Genomic DNA, 15,796 nt, shown 5'->3' with positions numbered 1-15,796 from the left:
GCTATGAGCTCCGTAGCGCCTGCTGTTGAACCTGTCGGCCCCGCCCGCACGTCAGGCCTCGTCGCGGTGCTTGAGCAGACCCGCTATGTCCTCGGCGAGAACAAGGTCACGGGTTTTGCCTTTGCGCTGCTCCTGATCATCGTGTTCGCCGCGCTGTTCGGCCCTTACGTGGTGCCGTACGATCCGCTCGCCTCCGACACCGCGGCTGCGTTGAAACCGCCGTCGGCGGCGCACTGGTTCGGCACCGACCAGCTGGGGCGCGACATCTTCAGCCGCGTCATCGTCGCCACGCGCCTCGACTTCTTCATCGCGATCGCTTCGGTCGCGCTGGTGTTCCTGATGGGCGGCCTTGCCGGCATTGCGGCCGGCTATTTCGGCGGCTGGACCGACCGCGTCGTCGGCCGCATCGCCGATACCATCATGGCCTTCCCGCTGTTCGTGCTGGCGATGGGCATCGTCGCCGCGCTCGGCAACACCGTGCAGAACATCATCCTGGCCACCGCGATCGTGAACTTCCCGCTCTATGCCCGCGTCGCGCGCGCGGAAGCCAATGTCCGCCGCAATGCCGGCTTCGTGCAGGCCGCGCGTCTGTCAGGCAACGGCGAGTTCCGCATCCTCCTGGTGCATATCCTGCCGAACATCATGCCGATCATGATCGTGCAGATGTCGCTGACCATGGGCTACGCCATCCTCAACGCCGCCGGCCTCTCCTTCATCGGCCTCGGCGTCCGTCCGCCGACCGCCGAATGGGGCATCATGGTCGCCGAAGGCGCGGGCTTCATGGTGTCGGGCGAATGGTGGATCGCGCTCTTCCCCGGCCTTGCCCTGATGATCGCCGTGTTCTGCTTCAACCTCCTCGGCGACGGCCTGCGCGACATCGTCGACCCGCAGCGGAGAACGTGATGGCAGACGTACGTCAGAAATTCTCCAATGATTTCAGTCGCCATTCTACTGTGCATGGGGTTGTTTTTGAACTTTTGAACGGCGGGAGACCGGCATGACCGCCCAGCCGCTGCTCGACGTCCAGGACCTCACGGTCGAATTCACCACCCGCCGCGGCATCGTCAAGGCGGTGCAGCACGTCAACATCTCCGTCGCCAAGGGCGAGACGCTCGCCATCGTCGGCGAATCCGGCTCCGGCAAGTCGGTGACATCCTACGCGGTGATGCGCATTCTCGACCGCGCCGGCAAGATCGCCGAGGGCTCGGTGATGTTCTCCGGCATCGACGTCAAGGCGGCGACCGAAGACCAGATGCGGGACTTGCGCGGCCGCGAAGTCTCGATGATCTTCCAGAACCCGCGCGCCGCTCTGAACCCGATCCGTAAAGTCGGCGACCAGATCGAGGACGTGCTGCGCACCCATGTGCAGCAGGCCCAGGTCGCCGACCACGGCGAGAAGGCGATCGAGGCGCTCGAGCAGGTTAAGATCGCCCGCCCACGCGAGCGGTATCACGCCTATCCGTTCGAGCTGTCGGGCGGCATGTGCCAGCGCGTCGTCATCGCGCTCGCGCTGGCCTGCAATCCGCAGCTGCTCATCGCCGACGAGCCGACGACCGGATTGGATGTCACCACGCAGAAGGCGGTGATGGACCTGATCGTCGAGCTGACGAAACGCCGCGCGATGTCGACCATCCTGATCACGCACGATCTTGGCCTCGCTGCCGCCTATTGCGACCGCGTCGTCGTGATGGAGAAGGGCCGCGTCGTCGAGACCGCCACGGCTGCCGACATTTTTGCCAACCCTCAGCACCCCTACACCAAGAAGCTGATGCGCGCGACGCCGCGGCTCGGGGTGAGCTTGCGCGATCTGCTGCCGGACGAGGAGGGCGCAGCCACATCTGCATCCCTTGTCGCCGCGCCTGACCAGCACGCTTCTCAAAGCGAAGGGAAGAGCGATCAGCTCCTCCTCCGCGTTGAAAAGCTCGTCAAGGAATATCCCCGCCAGGGCGCGACCGCCGTGCTCGGCAAGCTGTTCGGCCGCAAGCCTCCCGTCGAGCCCGACGTGTTCCGCGCCGTCGACGGCATCAGCTTTGCGATCGGTCATGGCGAGAGCGTCGGTCTGGTCGGCGAATCCGGCTGCGGCAAATCGACCACGTCGATGATGGTGATGCGCCTGCTCGACCAGACCTCCGGCCTGATCCAGTTCGACGGCGAGGACATCGGCGGCATTCAGCCTGCCGCCTTCGCCCGGCTGCCGCAGCGCAGCCGCATCCAGATGGTGTTCCAGGACCCGACCGACAGCCTCAACCCGCGCTTCACCGCCGCGCGCGCGATCGCCGACCCGATCATGCAGCTTGGCGATATCAAGGGCCGCGACGCGCTCCGCGCCCGCTGCGAGGAACTCGCCACCATGGTCGGGCTGCCGCACAATCTGCTCGACCGCTTCCCGCATCAATTGTCCGGCGGCCAGAAGGCCCGCGTCGGTATCGCCCGGGCGATCGCGCTGCATCCCAAGCTCGTCATCCTGGACGAGCCGACCGCGGCGCTGGACGTCTCCGTGCAGGCTGTCGTCCTCAACCTGCTGCAGGACCTCAAGGCGAGGCTAGGTATGAGTTATCTGTTCGTCTCGCATGATTTGAACGTGGTGCGCTTGTTGTGCGATCGTGTCATTGTGATGCGGACCGGACGGATCGTCGAGGAGGGCTCTTCCGAGCAGGTTCTCGGCGATCCCAAGGACGACTACACCAAGGAGCTGCTGACGGCGATCCCGCATCCGCCGTTGCCGACACACTAAGACTGCACTGATTGCTTGAGAGCGTGATGGCCGAACCCCTGGACGACTATATCGACGCCGTATCGAAGGCGCTGGCGCTGCCGATCGAGGAGGCCTGGCGGCCTGCCGTGCGCGCCAACCTCGAGGTCTCGTTGCGGCTTGGCCGTCTGGTCGACGAATTCGCGCTGCCGGACGAGACCGAGCCGGCGCCGATCTTCACGGCCTGACGCCATGTCCGCCAAGCCAGAGATGACGGCCTCCGAGATCGCAAGTGCGGTTGCGGGGCGCAAGATGTCCGCGCTCGATGCCACTGAAGCTGCGCTCGCGCGCATCGAGCATCATGACGGCATCCTCAATTCCTTCACCGACGTCACCGCCGAACGAGCCCGGGCGAAAGCGCGCGCGATCGATGCCGACATCGCCGCGGGCAGGAAAGTCGGTCCGCTCGCCGGCGTCCCCTTCGCCGTCAAGAACCTGTTCGATGTCGCGGGCCTGCCAACGCGCGCCGGATCGAAGATCAACCGCGACCTCGCGCCCGCCAGACGCGATGCGATCTTGATCGAGCGGATGGAGGCGGCCGGAGCCGTTCTCGTCGGTGCGCTCAACATGGGCGAATATGCCTACGATTTCACGGGCGAGAACATCCACGACGGTCCCTCGCGCAATCCGCACGACACCACCCGGATGAGCGGCGGCTCCTCCGGCGGCTCCGGCAGCGCCGTCGGCGGCGCGCTGGTGCCGATCGCGCTCGGCTCCGACACCAACGGCTCGATCCGCGTGCCGTCGTCCTTCTGCGGCATCTTCGGCCTGAAGCCGACCTATGGCCGGCTGTCACGTGCGCGCTCCTTCCCGTTCGTGGCGAGCCTCGATCATCTCGGCCCGTTCGCGCGCTCCGTCGCCGATCTCGCGCTCGCCTATGACGCGATGCAGGGTCCGGATGCCGACGACGGCGCCTGCACCACGCGGGGGTTAGAGCCCGTCACGCCGCTGCTCGATGAGTCCATCTCCGGCCTGCGCGTTGCGATCGCCGGCGGCCACTTCCAGAAGAACGTGTTTCCGGAAGCGGTCGAAGCCGTCAGCCGCGTCGCCAAGGCGCTGGGCGCAACGCAAGTGGTGGATGTTCCCGAAGCATCGCGCGCCCGTGCCGCCGCCTATGTCATCACCACCACTGAAGGCGCTTCGCTCCATCTCGATCGCCTGCGCAAGCGCCCTGGCGATTTCGACCCGGCGGTGCGCGACCGGCTGATCGCGGGCGCCATGGTGCCGGCCCCGCTGGTCGACCGCGCCCAGAAATTCCGCCGCTGGTATCGCGCGCAGCTTGCCGAGATCTTTCGGTCGGTCGACGTGCTGCTGGCGCCGGCGACGCCCTGCACCGCGCCGAAGCTCGGCCAGGTCAATTTCAATCTCGACGGCGTCGATTTGCCGGTGCGCGCCAATATCGGCATCCACACCCAGCCGATCTCCTTCATCGGCCTGCCGGTGGTCGCGGTCCCCGTGCCGCTCGAGCCGCTGCCGATCGGCGTGCAGATCATTTGTGCGCCCTGGCGCGAGGACATCGCGCTGCGCGTCGCGCACGCATTGGAGAAGATGGGCGTCGTCGCTGCGCCCGCGCCGAGAGGGTTCTAAGATGCAGATCGATCTCCCCGAGGTGATCGCGGAAGTCAAAGCCGCGTTCGAGCGCTATGAGCAAGCCCTCGTCAGCAACGACGTCGCCGTGCTCGGCGAGCTCTTCCGCAACGATCCGCGCACCTTGCGCTACGGCATCGGCGAGAACCTCTATGGCTACGAGGCAATCTCCGGTTTCCGCGCCGGCCGTTCGCCGGTCGGGCTGAACCGCCGCACCGCCAAAACCGTGATCACCAGCTATGGCCGCGACACGGCCGTGGCGTCCACCTTGTTCTATCGCGATACGGCTCCCGGCAAGGTCGGCCGGCAGATGCAGACGTGGATACGTTTCCCGGAGGGCTGGCGCGTCGTCGCCGCTCATGTCAGCATCATCGACGAGCCGAAAGAGACCGTATGACGCTTGATGATCTTCCGCAGGGCGCATTGCCGGCCGAGCCGGTGGTGCCGCGCGTCGACCGTGCATCGCCGTCGCTGCTGAAGGTCACGCGCGCCGAGGAGCTGCGGCTGCAGCTTGCCGACGAGATCGTGCGGGGAACGCTGGCACCGGGCTCGCCGCTGGACGAGACCGACATCGCGCGGCGCTTCAACGTCTCGCGCACGCCGGTACGCGAGGCACTGCGCCAATTGGTGGCGAGCGGCCTCGTCGAGGCGCGGCCGCATCGCGGCGCCGTGGTGGCGCGGCCATCCGTCGAGCGGCTGAAAGGCATGTTCGAGGCCATGGCGGAGCTCGAGGCCTTGTGCGCCGGTCTTGCCGCCGAACGCATGTCGGCGGCGGAGCGTCATGGCCTCGAGGCCGTCCACGAGGAGCTGCGGGTGCTGAGCTACACCGGCAATCCCGAGCGCTTCCACGAGGTCAACGAGCGCTTCCACAACGCGATCTACGCCGGCTCGCAGAACGGCTACATCGCCGAGATCACGCTCGCGACCCGCGTGCGCGTGCAGCCGTTCCGCCGCGCCCAGTTCCGCAACCTCGGCCGCCTCGCCAAATCGCAAGCCGAGCACGACCGCGTCGTCGTCGCCATCATGCGCGGCGACAAGCAGGGCGCCGCCGCCGCCATGCGCGCGCATATCGAGCTGGTGCGCGGGGAGTACGAGATCTACGCGGTGTCGGTGTGAGTTGCGTGTTCACCACGAGGTGAAGGAGAGGCGTCGGTTCTCAGGAACCCGGCTTTGCACCGATCGTTTCCTCCCATCGATCCGATAAGGAGAATACACCATGGCCTCCTCCGAGAAAGATCCCCGCCATCACACCCAGAAGATGAAGCAGCGTCTACAGGAGACGGTGACGCATCTGCGCGAAGACATCCGCAAGGTCGACGAGCCCCAGCTCACCGCGATGTTCGAAACGTCCGCAGAGGTGCTGTCCGGCCTCGTCAAGGCGTTCGACGACTACGAGAAGAAGAACGAAGCCGCCTGGCGCAAGTCGGTGTGAGGCCCCGGTCGCTGTCTACGCCGTTGTAGCTTCAGCCATAAACTTCCGCCAGCCGCCATAGGCGGTGATGTCGCGAGCTTCGCCCAGCACTTCCGGCTCGACCAAAAATCCCTTCACGCTGCGGCCGTCGGCGAGCCTGATCGTGCCGATCGCCATGGGCGCGGGAATCGCGTTGACGAACTTGCCGAAGGCGGACGACGACAACGACCAGATCTCCAGCTCGATGGCAGCGCCTTGGCCGGCCTCGACGCGCAGCATGCCCGGCTTCGGCGGCGTCGTCTTGAGCGCATAGAGCTTGTAGTCGGGCGCGGTCTTCGTCGCCTCGATCAGCTTTCCGTTCAGCGCCGTCAGCTCGCCGTTCAGCGCCATGCCAGTGAGATGCGCGCCGACCACCGCAATCGGGATTTCATCGCCATTGCTTGCGGGCAGTGGCGCGAGCGGGGCCTGTGCCACACCTTTCGCGCCGACCGTCAGTTTGGTATCGGCATGGAACACCCGGCCGATGCTCGCGAGCAGCGCGTCGCGCCCTGCGGGCGCCAGCAGAGTGATGCCGAACGGAATTCCGTCGCTGCGCATCGCAGCCGGCACGGCGAGACCGCAGAGGTCGAGCAGGTTCACGAAATTGGTGTAGGTGCCGAGCCGGCTGTTGAGCTCGATCGGATTGGCCAGCACCTGCGCGGTCGTATAGGCCGTCGGCGCCGTCGGCAGCACCAGCGCGTCGATGTTGGCGAACGTGCGCTCGGCGATCTTGCGCAGGCCCTGCAGGCGATAGAGCGCCGAGAAGGTTTCCGCCGCGGTCAGCCGCGCGCCGGCCGCGGTGATCTCCCGCGTGACGGGGTGGATCGTGTCTGGCGCGGACGCCAGCAGGTTTTTGATCACGAGGTAACGCTCGGCGACCCAGGGGCCCTCATAGAGCAGCCGCGCCGTCTCGTAGAACGGCTCGAGGTCGAACTCGACCAGCTTTGCCCCGAGCGCGGTCCATCGCTTCAGCGCATCGTTGTAGGCGGCTTCCGCTTTCTTGTCGCCGAAGAAGATCAGCTGGCCGTTGCGCGGCACACCCAAGCGCAGGTTTGCCGGCATCGGCGTGATCGCGCCGAACGGCCGGTCGCGCGAGAATGGATCGGCCTGGTCGGGGCCGGCCATCACCGACAGCGCGAGTGCGGCATCGTCCACGGTCAGTGCGAACACCGAGATGCAGTCGAGCGTGCGGCAGGCCGGCACCAGGCCTGCGGTGGAGATCATGCCGAGGCTCGGCTTCAGCCCCACGATGTTATTCAGCATCGCCGGCACGCGGCCCGAGCCGGCGGTATCCGTGCCGAGCGACAACGGCACGAGCCCGGCGCCGACCGCAGTGGCCGAGCCCGAGCTCGAGCCGCCGGGAATGAGATTCTCGCGGATCGAATTCCGGGGAATGCCGTAGGGCGAGCGGACGCCGACGAGGCCGGTCGCGAACTGGTCGAGATTAGTCTTGCCGATGATGATCGCCCCCGCTGCGCGCAGGCGCTCGACGGCGGTCGAGTCGTGCGTGGGCCTGTAGGAGAAAGCCGGGCAGGCCGCTGTCGTCGGAAAGCCGAGCGCGTCGATATTGTCCTTCACTGCGACCGGCACGCCGTAAAGCGGCAGGCTGGCAGCATCCGCGCGGGCCGCGAGCTTCTCCGCTTCCGCGATCGCGTCCTTCTCGTCGCGCAGGCTGATGAACACGGCGGGATCGTCGTAGTCGCGGATGCGCTGATAGGTCCGCGCGACGGTCTCTGCCGGCGAAGACCGACCCGCGCGGTGCGCGGCCACAATCGCGGCGATCGTTTCAGGCTGCTCGGCCCCCATGGCGGCAAAACTCCGGCAATTCGACTTCGCCCGGAGCGAAGCAAGCGATGTGCCATTGTGTACAGAATCCGGGCAGGATGATCGTGCCGGATCTTATCGTGCGATCAGTGGCTTGGGGGACATTTCGGCCGGCGCCCGGCCGGTCGCCTCAGGGACCTATCTGCCCAAATCATAGGCAGCCGGGCTCAGGTGAAGCCGGAGAGGATCCGGAGCAGCTGTGCCCGGTTCTCCTTGCCGATCTTCGCCTCGACGTGCCGCTCGTGCTCGGCCGCGAGCCGCTTGAATTTCGTCAGCGCCGTCTCGCCCTGCGCAGTGAGGTGCAGCGCATGCGAGCGCCGGTCCTGCTTCGACTTGATCCGCTTCACCAGCTTGCGCTGTTCGAGGCCGTCGAGCAGGTGCACCAGCCGGGCGCGCTCGATGCCGAGGCGTTTTGCCACCGCCATCTGCGACAGGCCCGGATTGGCGCCGATCACGGTCAGCACCGAATATTGCGTCGGCCTGATGTCGACCTCGCCGAGCGTCTTGATGAAGTCCTGAAAGATCCAGATCTGGAAGCGCCGCACTGCATAGCCGGCGTGGCCGACCAGCGCGTCGAGGCCGACGCCGTCGGCGCCATCGCCTGGTGCCGCGCCGTTGCCGGCGCGCTTGCGTGGGGCGTGGCGGCCGTGGGCCCGGGATGCTGTGGCTGTCACGTCGTGTCTCCTGTCGCGCAACCCTAGCGCCCTTGGGCCAAGAGCGAAAGATTGTTGTTGACGACAACAATTGCCACGCCCAACATTATGACCAAAGCGGCCCGGAACGAGGCTGCGCCGATCCTGTAAACCGGGATGGAGGAGGAAACACATGACAGCCGCCTCACATGGTGACGTTGCAGGCCTGTTCGCAGTCCCAAGGACCGTCGCGGAGCATCGGCCCGACGGCAGCATCGTTCTGCGCTCGCCCGAGCCTCTCGGCGAGACTGCGCGCTGCACCGGCGATTGGCTGGAGCAATGGGCGCAGCAAAGGCCGGATGCGATCTTCCTGGCCGAGCGCGGCAATGTCGAAATGCCCTGGACCACCGTCACCTATGCGCAGGCGCTTCGCAAGGTGCGCGCCGCCGCGTCCTGGGTCCTGGCACAAGGGCTCAGCGCGGACCGCCCCGTCGCGATCCTCTCGGACAACAGCATCGATCATGCGCTGCTCGCGCTCGCCGCCCAGCATGTCGGCGTGCCCTCGGCGGCGATCTCGCCGGCCTATTCGCTGATGTCCAAGGATTTCGACAAGCTCAAGAGCATGATCGCGCTGCTCGATCCTGGCGCGATCTACGTCTCTGCGCTTCAGCCGTTCGCACCGGCGCTGGCTGCCATCGAGCCGCTGCACAGCGCGCAGATCATCAGCGGCAATGCCGATGACACTGAGGTGCTCGCGTTCCGCGCCGTTGCGGCCACCCCCGAGACGGCCGACGTCGCAAGAGCCTTTGCGGCACTCACGCCTGATACGATCGCGAAATTCCTGTTCACCTCGGGCTCGACGGGCACGCCGAAAGCCGTCATCAACACCCAGCGCATGCTGACGTCGAGCCAGCAAGCCAAGGCGCAGACCTGGACCTTCCTCGAACGGAGCCGCGATCTCGTCATTCTCGATTGGCTGCCCTGGAGCCACACCTTCGGCGCCAACCACAATTTCAACCTCGTGCTGCGCAACGGCGGCGCGCTCTACATCGATGGCGGCAAGCCCGCGCCCGGCCTGTTCGCGACCTCGCTCGCCAACCTTAGAAGCGTGATGCCGACGGTCTATTTCAACGTGCCGCGCGGCTTCGACATGCTGATCGCGGCACTGCGCAGCGACGAGGAATTGCGCCGCCGCTTCTTCGGCGAGGTGAAATTCGCCTTCTATGCCGGGGCCGCGCTGCCGCAGAATCTGTGGGATGCTCTCGAAGAGCTCTCACTCGAGACGGTCGGCCGCAAGCTGCCGATGGTCTCGGCCTGGGGCTCGACGGAAACCTCACCGCTCGCCACCGACTGTCATTTTCTCGCCGAGCGCTCCGGCAACATCGGCGTGCCCATTCCCGGCACCGAGCTGAAGCTCGTCACCTCCGGCGACAAGCTGGAGGTGCGGGTGCGCGGCCCCAACGTCACGCCCGGCTATTGGAAGGCACCCGAGCTGACCAGGCAAGCGTTCGACGAGGAGGGCTTTTACTTGATCGGAGATGCGGTGAAGCTTGCCGATAGCGCGCGCCCCGAGCGCGGCCTGTTCTTCGACGGCCGCGTTGCCGAAGACTTCAAGCTCAATTCCGGCACCTGGGTCAGCGTCGGCGGCTTGCGCGTTGCCGGCATCGCCGCGCTGGCGCCGCTGGCGCAGGACATCGTCGTCGCCGGTCACGGCGGCGACGAGGTGCGCTTCCTGGTGTTCCCGAATATTGCCGCCTGCCGCGCCCATGCCGGCCTGCCCGAAACGGCGGCGGCCAGCGACGTGCTGGCGCACGACAAGGTCCGCAGCGCCATCGCGCAGGGTTTGGCGAAGCTGAAACAGCAGAGCGCCAACTCCTCCGGTCACGCCACCCGCGCGCTGCTGCTCGCCGAGCCACCGTCGGTCGACGGCGGCGAGATCACCGACAAGGGCTACATCAACCAGCGCGCCGTGCTGACGGGCCGCGCCGATGCGGTGGCGCGGCTGAACGATGACGCGTCGGGAGAGTGGATCGGATTGTAAAGGCCGAGTTAGCGACGCCATATTCCGCTGTCATTCCGGGGCGCGCCTCTTGGCGCGAGCCCGGAATCCATTTCACCGTAGGGGTGGTGCACGATGGATTCCGGGTTCGCGCTACGCGCGCCCCGGAATGACGAGTGGGATACGCCAACAACCCTGTCGCAATATCCTGCCGATTCTTTTGTTGCCTAAGCAACTAATTTGTGCGAACCGTTCCAGACAGGGATGACGGCGGGCGAACCGCCGCGTTCTTTTCTGGAGGAAGCAATGCGCGGCAGAAGGGGTGCCGTCGGCAAATGCCGGCGCATGATCGGGAGTGACGGGAGCTTGCGCGCCGGGCACGACCCGTCAAGTGTCGATGCTGCCGGTCACCGCGCCGAGATTTTCGTGCAGCCGGCGCAAGAGATCGATCAGCACCTCGCGTTCGTCCTTACTGAGGCAGGACAACAGCCGCCGCTCGCGTTCGAACGCAGCGACGATCACCTTGTCATGGGTGGCGCGGCCCCTTGCCGTCATCGAGATCGAGTGGGTGCGGCCGTCGTTCGGGTCGGTGCGGATCGACACCAGCCCGCGCTTTTCGAGGCCGGCAAGCGTCCGGCTCACCGGCCCCTTGTCGAAGCCGATGACGTGGCAGATGCGCGAGGCGGGAATGCCGGGTTCGATCGCCAGCAGCGACATGATCCGCCATTCGGTGACGTTGACACCGAACTCGCGCTGATAGAACGCGGTCGCGCTGTTCGACAGCTTGTTGGCGATGAAGGTGATGAACGCCGGGACGTAACGGTCGAGATCGAGCGTCGGCCCTGCATCATGGGGCGCGGGCTTGTGGCGGGCTTTGGTCGAAGACGGCGGCATATCGGGTTTCTGACTCGCGGCGGGCCCAAAGACCTAAGGGCATGCGCCGCCCTTTCACAAGATCAAAATGAGGGAGGTCTTCCATGACCGCATCCGGTGCTGCGGGATCGGGCGTCCCGCATCTCGACGTCGACCCCTTCGACATGAGCTTTTTTGCCGACCCCTATCCGGCGCATGAGCTGCTGCGGGAAGCCGGCCCCGTGGTCTATCTCGACAAGTGGAACGTCTATGGCGTGGCGCGCTATGCCGAGGTCCACGCTGTGCTGAACGATCCCGCAACCTTCTGCTCCAGCCGCGGCGTCGGCCTTTCCGACTTCAAGAAGGAGGCGCCGTGGCGACCGCCGAGCCTGATCCTCGAGGCCGATCCGCCGGCGCACACCCGCACCCGCGCCGTCCTGTCAAAAGTGTTGTCGCCGACCGTGATGAAGCAGGTCCGTGACCGCTTTGCCGAGGCGGCCGAGGCGCGTGTCGATGCCCTGCTGCAGATGCGCAGCTTCGATGCGATCGCGGATCTCGCCGAGGCCTATCCTCTGTCGATCTTTCCAGATGCGCTGGGCCTGAAACCGGAAGGGCGCGAGCATCTGATTCCCTACGCAAGCGTGGTATTCAACGCGTTCGGCCCACCCAACCAGTTGCGCCAGCAGGCGATCGAACGATCGGCGCCGCATCAGGCCTATGTCGCCGAGCAGTGCCAGCGCGAGAATCTGGCGCCCGGCGGCTTCGGCGCCTGCATCCATGCACAGGTCGACGAGGGCGCCATCACGCCCACCGAAGCGCCGCTGCTGGTGCGCTCGCTGCTGTCGGCCGGACTCGACACGACGGTCAACGGCATCGGCGCTGCGGTGTATTGCCTCGCGCGCTTTCCCGATCAATGGCAGCGGCTGCGCGACGACCTCACGCTCGCGCGCGGTGCCTTCGAGGAGGCCGTGCGCTTCGAGAGCCCGGTGCAGACCTTCTTCCGCACCACCACCCGTGAGGTCGAGCTCTCCGGTGCGCGAATCGGTGAGGGCGAGAAGGTGCTGATGTTCCTTGCCGCCGCCAACCGCGATCCAAGGCGCTGGGACGACCCCGACCGCTACGACATCACCCGCCGCACCTCCGGCCATGTCGGCTTCGGCTCCGGCATCCACATGTGCGTCGGCCAGCTCGTCGCCCGCCTCGAAGGCGAGGTGATGCTGACGGCGCTGGCGCGCCGCATCGCGAGAATCGAGATCACGGGCGAGCCGAAGCGCCGTTTCAACAACACGCTGCGCGGGCTCGACAGCCTGCCTGTGACGATCACCCCGGCCTGACGAGGAGCTTGATGCCTGCCATTACCTTCATCCATCCCGACGGCAAGTCCGATCGCGTCGAGACCGCGGGCGGCGAGAGCGTCATGCAGGCCGCGACCCGTCACGGCCTCGACGGCATTCTGGCCGAATGCGGCGGCAACGCGATGTGCGCGACCTGCCATGTCTATGTCGACGAGAGCTGGCTCGCGCGCCTGCCTGCGATGGCCGACGACGAGGATGCGCTGCTCGACGGCACCGCCGCTGAGCGGCGACCGACGAGCCGGCTGTCCTGCCAGATCACGATCACGCCCGATCTCGATGGGCTCGTCCTGAAGTTGCCAGAGCGGCAGGTCTGATCTGCCAAGCCGTCGGATCTTCAAAATATCAAACAGGGAGGGAATGATGAAACATCTGAAGTGGACGCTCGCGCTGGCTGCGAGCTTGGTGACCGGCGCGGCGAGCGCCGAAATATCGGACAATGTCGTGCGCGTCGGCGTGCTCAACGACATCTCCGGCATCTTCCAGGACACCAATGGCATGGGCTCGGTCGAGGCCGCGCGGATGGCGGCGGAGGATTTCAACGGCGGCGGCAAGGGCATCAAGGTCGAGATCGTCTATGCCGATCACCAGAACAAGGCCGATGTCGGCAACGCCATCGCGCGCAAATGGCTTGACGTCGAAGGCGTCGACGCGATCGTGGACGTGCCGAACTCGGCCGTCGGTCTTTCCATCAACGCGCTTTTGCGCGACAGCCGCATGACCTTCTTGGCGTCATCGACGGCGAGCTCGGACCTGACCGGCAAAGCGTGCTCGCCCAACACCATCCAATGGGTCAACGATGCCTGGGCGACCGGCAACACCACCGCAGCCGCCATGGTGTCGCGCGGCGGCAAGGACTGGTATTTCCTCACGGTCGATTACGCGCTCGGCAAGGGCATCGAGGCGGAGGCGCAGAAATACATCGAGGGTCACGGCGGCAAGGTGATCGGCTCGTCCAAGCATCCGCTCGGCACCTCCGATTTCGCGTCCTTCCTGCTGCAGGCGCAAAGCTCGAAGGCGCAGGTCATCGGGCTCGCCAATGCAGGCGGCGACACCATCAACGCGGTGAAACAGGCCGCCGAATTCGGCATCCAGCAGAGTGGGCAGAAGCTCGTCGCCTTCCTGCTCTTCATCAACGACGTTCACGGCATGGGCATCAAGGTCGCGCAGGGCCTCCAGCTCATGGAAGCCTTCTACTGGGACATGAACGATGATACCCGCGCGTTCGCCAAGCGTTTTGCTGCACGGCCCGGCATGAACGGCAAGATGCCGAGCGGCAATCAGGCCGGAGTCTATGCTTCCACGCTCGCTTATCTCAACGCCGTCGCCGCCACCGGCAGCGACAATGCCAAGCAGGTCGTGCCCGAGATGAAGAAGTTCAAGGGCAAGGACAAGCTGTTCGGCGACACCGCGATCCGTCAGGACGGTCGCGTCGTGCATCCGATGTACCTGTTTGAGGTGAAGAAGCCGGAGGAGTCGAAATATCCGTACGATTATTACAAGCTGGTCGCGACGATTCCCGCAGACCAGGCGTTCCGCCCGCTGGCGGAGGGCGGATGCGAGCTGGTGAAGTAGGAGCGGCGAGCGCGCAATTGCACCCTCTCCCCTTGTGGGAGAGGGTGGCTTCGCGAAGCGAAGCCGGGTGAGGGGTCTCTCTCCTCACGAACAATCGCGAGAGTTGAGAGAACCCCTCATCCGGCGCCGTAGCCGAAGCTCGCTTCGGCGTTCTTAAGAACGGCGGCCGAAGGCCGCCTATGCCACCTTCTCCCACAAGGGGAGAAGGAAGTAAGACTACACCACCTTGCTCGACCCCTGCGTGATCAACCGCGCTGCGCGCTGGTCTCGCGCGTAGATCCACAGCCAGCTCAGCGCGACGCTGAGGCGGTGGCGCAGGCCGATCAGGAAGTAGATGTGGGCGATGCCCCAGATCCACCACGCGATGGTGCCGCGCAGCTTGATCTTGCCGAAATCGATGATTGCGAGCCGCTTGCCGATCTGCGCGAGGTTACCGGAATGCTTATAGCGGAACGGACCCGCTGCAGCGCCGCGCAGGCGCGCTTTGATGGTCTCCGCGACGTGACGGCCCTGCTGCTTGGCGGCCGGCGCGATGCCGGGCACCGGCTTGCCGTCCCAGGCGTTGATGCTGACGGTATCCCCGATCGCGAAGATCTCGGGATGGCCTGATATGGTGAGGTCGGCCTCGACCAGCACGCGCCCGGCGCGATCGTGCGCTGCGCCGAGCCATTCGGCAGCAGGCGAGGCGCGCACGCCGGCGGCCCAGATCCGTGTCTTGGCCTCGAGCAGCTTGCCGCCGAACACGACGCCCTCGCGATTGATCTCGGTGACGGCCTGCCCGAGCACGACCTCGACGCCGATCTTTTCCAGCGAGGCCTGCGCATAGGCTGATAGCTCGTCGGGAAAGCCGGCGAGCACGCGCTGGCCGGCCTCGATCAGTACGACGCGGGCCTTGTGCGTGTCGATGTTGCGGAAATCGGCGGGCAGGGTGTGATGCGCCATCTCGGCGATGGTGCCGGCGAGCTCGACGCCGGTCGGGCCGGCGCCGACGATCACGAAGGTCAGCCGTGCCGCGCGCCGCTTTGGATCGATCTCGCGCTCGGCGCGCTCGAACGCCACCAGGATGTGCCGGCGCAAGGTGGTCGCATCCTCCAGCGTCTTCAGGCCGGGCGCGAACTGCTCCCATTCATCGTGGCCGAAATAGGCGTGCCGCGCGCCCGTGGCCAGCACCAGCGTGTCGTAGGGCACCTCGCTGCCGTCGTCGATCAGCACGCAGCGTCGTTCGGCATCGACGCCGCTCACGGTGGCGAACAGCGTCGTCACCTCGCGCCGGTCGCGCATGAGATGACGGATCGGCCAGGCGATCTCGCTGGTTGCGAGCGAGGCGGTCGCGACCTGGTAAAGCAGGGGCTGGAACAGATGATGATTGCGGCGGTCGATCAGCGTGATCTCGACGGGAGCGCCCGCAAGCCGGTAAGTCGCCTCCAGCCCGCCGAAGCCGGCGCCGACGATGACGACGCGATGGGGATTTGCGGCCATGATTTAACCCTCGAATCTCGCTGCTGCTCGCCTTCATTTAAGTGCGGATTGGGCGCCGCGGTCCAATAGAGGTCATCAATCGTCGCATAGGCCCGCTGTATCGATCCGGCTCGAAAAAGCGCCGCGGCCTCCCGGACCGGCCCTGGGCCGGCCTCGGCCGAAGTGAGTAGAATTATAATTCTTGCCATCTCAGATCAGGGCGAAATATGGTGCAGGGCGGGCGCTGAGCCATTGGCGGCGCGACATATTTTGCGTTCAATAGAGACAGGCCTGGAGCGGCGATCACCCCGCTTC

General features: G+C 66.0%; 15 protein-coding genes. 11 read left to right on the top strand and 4 right to left on the bottom strand.

Annotation, left to right across the window (positions count from 1 at the left end; all coding sequences use genetic code 11):
- The first annotated feature begins 3 nt into the window (after window positions 1-3).
- From I6F36_RS18685 to I6F36_RS18655, 7 genes are all read left to right on the top strand, one after another.
- The gene (locus tag I6F36_RS18685) at window positions 4-903 is read left to right on the top strand and encodes an ABC transporter permease (protein ID WP_025033639.1); all 900 of its coding nucleotides are present in this window, start codon (window positions 4-6) and stop codon (window positions 901-903) included.
- 94 nt (window positions 904-997) lie between these two features.
- On the top strand, window positions 998-2,734 hold the full coding sequence (locus I6F36_RS18680; RefSeq protein WP_225140628.1) for an ABC transporter ATP-binding protein: 1,737 nt from the start codon (window positions 998-1,000) through the stop codon (window positions 2,732-2,734).
- Window positions 2,735-2,760: 26 nt separating this feature from the next.
- Window positions 2,761-2,940 (top strand): DUF4089 domain-containing protein, encoded by a 180-nt coding sequence (locus I6F36_RS18675; protein ID WP_036001861.1) that lies wholly within the window; start codon window positions 2,761-2,763, stop codon window positions 2,938-2,940.
- 4 nt (window positions 2,941-2,944) lie between these two features.
- The gene (locus I6F36_RS18670) at window positions 2,945-4,339 is read left to right on the top strand and encodes an AtzE family amidohydrolase (RefSeq protein ID WP_225171925.1); all 1,395 of its coding nucleotides are present in this window, start codon (window positions 2,945-2,947) and stop codon (window positions 4,337-4,339) included.
- A gap of 1 nt (window position 4,340) precedes the next feature.
- Entirely contained in the window at window positions 4,341-4,736 is a 396-nt protein-coding gene (gene hpxZ, locus I6F36_RS18665; protein WP_109142158.1) for an oxalurate catabolism protein HpxZ, read from the top strand.
- Window positions 4,733-5,455 (top strand): GntR family transcriptional regulator, encoded by a 723-nt coding sequence (locus I6F36_RS18660; protein WP_025033634.1) that lies wholly within the window; start codon window positions 4,733-4,735, stop codon window positions 5,453-5,455. The genes hpxZ and I6F36_RS18660 overlap by 4 nt, the downstream gene beginning before the upstream one ends.
- 100 nt (window positions 5,456-5,555) lie before the next feature.
- Window positions 5,556-5,771 carry a hypothetical protein gene (locus tag I6F36_RS18655; RefSeq protein ID WP_036042810.1) on the top strand — a complete coding sequence of 72 codons (216 nt, stop codon included), beginning with the start codon at window positions 5,556-5,558 and terminating at the stop codon, window positions 5,769-5,771.
- 15 nt (window positions 5,772-5,786) lie between these two features.
- On the opposite strand, the gene atzF is transcribed toward I6F36_RS18655, so the two are convergent.
- Together atzF and I6F36_RS18645 are read right to left on the bottom strand one after the other, a co-directional pair.
- Entirely contained in the window at window positions 5,787-7,595 is a 1,809-nt protein-coding gene (gene atzF / locus I6F36_RS18650) for an allophanate hydrolase (RefSeq protein WP_225171924.1), read from the bottom strand.
- 185 nt (window positions 7,596-7,780) lie between these two features.
- A complete protein-coding gene (locus tag I6F36_RS18645; RefSeq protein ID WP_036001842.1) occupies window positions 7,781-8,287 on the bottom strand; it encodes a MarR family winged helix-turn-helix transcriptional regulator in 507 nt (168 codons plus the stop codon).
- A 151-nt stretch (window positions 8,288-8,438) separates the two neighbouring features.
- Between I6F36_RS18645 and I6F36_RS18640 the strand changes: the two genes are divergently transcribed.
- Window positions 8,439-10,286, top strand: a complete 1,848-nt coding sequence (locus I6F36_RS18640; RefSeq protein ID WP_225171923.1) for a feruloyl-CoA synthase — start codon at window positions 8,439-8,441, stop codon at window positions 10,284-10,286.
- A gap of 345 nt (window positions 10,287-10,631) precedes the next feature.
- Here I6F36_RS18640 and I6F36_RS18635 read toward each other — a convergent pair whose 3' ends face one another.
- A complete protein-coding gene (locus I6F36_RS18635; RefSeq protein WP_225171922.1) occupies window positions 10,632-11,138 on the bottom strand; it encodes a MarR family winged helix-turn-helix transcriptional regulator in 507 nt (168 codons plus the stop codon).
- A gap of 83 nt (window positions 11,139-11,221) precedes the next feature.
- Between I6F36_RS18635 and I6F36_RS18630 the strand changes: the two genes are divergently transcribed.
- The 3 genes from I6F36_RS18630 to I6F36_RS18620 are packed head-to-tail and all read left to right on the top strand — an operon-like array spanning window position 11,222 to window position 14,023.
- Window positions 11,222-12,430, top strand: a complete 1,209-nt coding sequence (locus tag I6F36_RS18630; protein ID WP_225171921.1) for a cytochrome P450 — start codon at window positions 11,222-11,224, stop codon at window positions 12,428-12,430.
- An 11-nt stretch (window positions 12,431-12,441) separates the two neighbouring features.
- A complete protein-coding gene (locus I6F36_RS18625; RefSeq protein WP_036001831.1) occupies window positions 12,442-12,765 on the top strand; it encodes a 2Fe-2S iron-sulfur cluster-binding protein in 324 nt (107 codons plus the stop codon).
- 46 nt (window positions 12,766-12,811) lie between these two features.
- Window positions 12,812-14,023, top strand: a complete 1,212-nt coding sequence (locus I6F36_RS18620) for an ABC transporter substrate-binding protein (RefSeq protein ID WP_128266029.1) — start codon at window positions 12,812-12,814, stop codon at window positions 14,021-14,023.
- A 216-nt stretch (window positions 14,024-14,239) separates the two neighbouring features.
- On the opposite strand, the gene I6F36_RS18615 is transcribed toward I6F36_RS18620, so the two are convergent.
- A complete protein-coding gene (locus tag I6F36_RS18615) occupies window positions 14,240-15,502 on the bottom strand; it encodes an NAD(P)/FAD-dependent oxidoreductase (protein ID WP_036001827.1) in 1,263 nt (420 codons plus the stop codon).
- Window positions 15,503-15,796: the final 294 nt, after the last annotated feature.

The sequence above is a fragment of the Bradyrhizobium sp. BRP19 genome (assembly GCF_020194195.1).
Taxonomy (GTDB): Bacteria; Pseudomonadota; Alphaproteobacteria; order Rhizobiales; family Xanthobacteraceae; genus Bradyrhizobium; species Bradyrhizobium yuanmingense.
Note: the sequence above shows the minus strand (reverse complement) of the source record. Positions and strands in the feature narration are given on the sequence as shown.

Excerpts from the sequence above, each read along its gene's own strand:
- hpxZ (WP_109142158.1), top strand. The coding sequence starts at position 4,341 with ATGCAGATCGATCTCCCCGAGGTGATCGCGGAAGTCAAAGCCGCGTTC.
- I6F36_RS18675 (WP_036001861.1), top strand. The coding sequence starts at position 2,761 with ATGGCCGAACCCCTGGACGACTATATCGACGCCGTATCGAAGGCGCTG.
- I6F36_RS18685 (WP_025033639.1), top strand. The coding sequence starts at position 4 with ATGAGCTCCGTAGCGCCTGCTGTTGAACCTGTCGGCCCCGCCCGCACG.
- I6F36_RS18615 (WP_036001827.1), bottom strand. The coding sequence starts at position 15,502 with ATGGCCGCAAATCCCCATCGCGTCGTCATCGTCGGCGCCGGCTTCGGC.
- I6F36_RS18640 (WP_225171923.1), top strand. The coding sequence starts at position 8,439 with ATGACAGCCGCCTCACATGGTGACGTTGCAGGCCTGTTCGCAGTCCCA.
- I6F36_RS18670 (WP_225171925.1), top strand. The coding sequence starts at position 2,945 with ATGTCCGCCAAGCCAGAGATGACGGCCTCCGAGATCGCAAGTGCGGTT.
- I6F36_RS18620 (WP_128266029.1), top strand. The coding sequence starts at position 12,812 with ATGAAACATCTGAAGTGGACGCTCGCGCTGGCTGCGAGCTTGGTGACC.
- I6F36_RS18655 (WP_036042810.1), top strand. The coding sequence starts at position 5,556 with ATGGCCTCCTCCGAGAAAGATCCCCGCCATCACACCCAGAAGATGAAG.
- atzF (WP_225171924.1), bottom strand. The coding sequence starts at position 7,595 with ATGGGGGCCGAGCAGCCTGAAACGATCGCCGCGATTGTGGCCGCGCAC.
- I6F36_RS18630 (WP_225171921.1), top strand. The coding sequence starts at position 11,222 with ATGACCGCATCCGGTGCTGCGGGATCGGGCGTCCCGCATCTCGACGTC.
- I6F36_RS18660 (WP_025033634.1), top strand. The coding sequence starts at position 4,733 with ATGACGCTTGATGATCTTCCGCAGGGCGCATTGCCGGCCGAGCCGGTG.
- I6F36_RS18625 (WP_036001831.1), top strand. The coding sequence starts at position 12,442 with ATGCCTGCCATTACCTTCATCCATCCCGACGGCAAGTCCGATCGCGTC.
- I6F36_RS18635 (WP_225171922.1), bottom strand. The coding sequence starts at position 11,138 with ATGCCGCCGTCTTCGACCAAAGCCCGCCACAAGCCCGCGCCCCATGAT.
- I6F36_RS18680 (WP_225140628.1), top strand. The coding sequence starts at position 998 with ATGACCGCCCAGCCGCTGCTCGACGTCCAGGACCTCACGGTCGAATTC.